Origin of the sequence: Fulvivirga aurantia (assembly GCF_009711475.1) — a bacterium.
Classification (GTDB): Bacteria; Bacteroidota; Bacteroidia; order Cytophagales; family Cyclobacteriaceae; genus Fulvivirga; species Fulvivirga aurantia.
Map to the genome: position 1 here is coordinate 1 of NZ_SMMD01000366.1, position 2,046 is coordinate 2,046.

General features: G+C 37.6%; 3 protein-coding genes. All 3 read left to right on the forward strand.

Features of this window, described 5'->3' with window-relative positions:
- Positions 1-309, forward strand: a 309-nt coding sequence (locus E1176_RS01885) for a Fur family transcriptional regulator (protein ID WP_185152553.1), incomplete at its 5' end; no start/stop codon positions are given.
- 7 nt (positions 310-316) lie between these two features.
- On the forward strand, positions 317-658 hold the full coding sequence (locus E1176_RS01890) for an STAS domain-containing protein (protein ID WP_155208881.1): 342 nt from the start codon (positions 317-319) through the stop codon (positions 656-658).
- 50 nt (positions 659-708) lie between these two features.
- Positions 709-1,992 (forward strand): adenylosuccinate synthase, encoded by a 1,284-nt coding sequence (locus E1176_RS01895; protein WP_155208882.1) that lies wholly within the window; start codon positions 709-711, stop codon positions 1,990-1,992.
- Positions 1,993-2,046: the final 54 nt, after the last annotated feature.

Below are 2,046 nucleotides of genomic sequence, written 5' to 3' on the forward strand. Positions count from 1 at the left end.
GTGAGCCGGGCAACTGTTTACAATACATTAGATTTACTCGTAGAATGTGATCTGGTTAGTAAGCACCAGTTTGGTAGAAACCTTGCTCAATACGAAAAGTCATATGGGTATAAGCAACATGATCACCTTATTTGTACTGAATGTCATAAGGTAGTTGAATTTTGCGATCCTAGAATTCACAACATTCAAACCATGGTTGGCGAATTATTAAACTTTGATATCGTACACCATTCTCTTAATCTCTACGGAATCTGTGGCGACTGCAGAGCCAAGCTTAAAAACGAAAAATCTCAAAAAACCGAATCATAATATACAGATGCAATACACACACACCATTAATGACGGAATCATAACAATTAAGCTTAAAGGCGATCTTATAGGAGAAGATAGCGGGGTTGATATTATTGAGTTAGTAAACGATACTATTCAGAAAGACGTGTTGCATTGCATAATCGATATTTCAGAATTACGCTATATAAATAGTAGTGGTATTGGTGTGCTTATTACAATTCTTACAAAATTCAGAAACAAAGGAGGGGAAGTTTGCTTACTCAAGCCTTCGGAAAGTGTACAAAAGCTACTTATAATCACCAAGCTCAATGCTATATTCAGTATAGTGCAAAACGAGTCTGAAGCTATAGACTTGCTTAAAAAATAGATTAATTATTCATCAACCGCTTTAATCAGCAATATTCTAAATTTAAGAACATGAAAATGGATGTGCTCTTGGGCCTTCAATGGGGAGACGAAGGAAAAGGAAAAATAGTAGACTATCTCGCACCACAATATAATGTAGTGGCACGTTTTCAAGGCGGACCAAATGCGGGTCATACCCTGGAGTTTGATGGAATAAAGCATGTTCTTCACCAGATCCCGTCTGGTATATTTAGAAGTGATATAAAAAATGTTGTTGGTAATGGGGTCGTTTTAGATGCCGTTATATTTAAAAAGGAGGTAGAAGCACTTAAAGAGCTGGGTGTAGATGCAACGAAGAATTTGGTAATAAGCAAAAAGACGCAACTAATACTTCCTAGTCATAGGTTGTTAGATGCGGCTTATGAAAAATCTAAAGGAGAAAAGAAAATAGGATCTACACTTAAAGGTATAGGTCCTACTTACCAAGATAAAATAGCTAGACTCGGCCTACGAGTTGGAGATGTTTTATCAGATACATTCAAAACAAAATACCAAAAACTTAGAGATAAGCATTTACAGACGTTAGAAGCTTACGACTTCGAGGGAGATCTTGATCAAATGGAAAAGGACTTTTTTGAGGCGGTCGACTACCTGAGACAATTCGAGCTTGTTGAGAGTGAGTATTTGGTTAATCAGGAAATTAATAACGGTAGCAAAGTTTTAGCTGAAGGTGCTCAAGGTTCCTTGCTCGATATAGATTTTGGGAGTTACCCTTTCGTGACCAGCTCCAATACTACCACATCTGGTGCTTGCAGTGGCTTGGGCGTTCCTCCTAATAAAATAGGGGAGGTGTTTGGTATCTTTAAAGCTTATTGTACGAGAGTAGGAGGCGGACCATTCCCAACAGAACTCTTTGATGCTGATGGTGAGCAAATGCAAAATGTGGGTAGAGAGTTTGGTGCTACTACAGGTAGAGCCAGGCGCTGCGGTTGGATAGATCTTCCAGCTCTGAAATATGCGATCATGATAAATGGGGTGACTCAATTGTTTATGATGAAGGCAGATGTTCTCAATGGTTTCGAAAAAATAAAAGTATGCACACATTATAAATTAGAAAATGGTGAGCAAACAGATATTTTTCCTTACGAGATTGTCGATCAAAAAATAGAGCCTGTATATAAAGAGTTGTCAGGATGGAATACCAGTTTAGAAAATTGTTCGGACTATGATTCGTTACCTGAAGAGCTAAAGCAGTATGTCAAATTCCTTGAGAATGAGCTACATACACCTATTAATATCATCTCTGTGGGACCAGACAGAACAGAGACTATAATGCGCAATCAGATACTTGCGTAAATAAATTCAAACTTTTTTTGCGTAGGGTATTGTGGGTAATAAAAAAGTTATTAC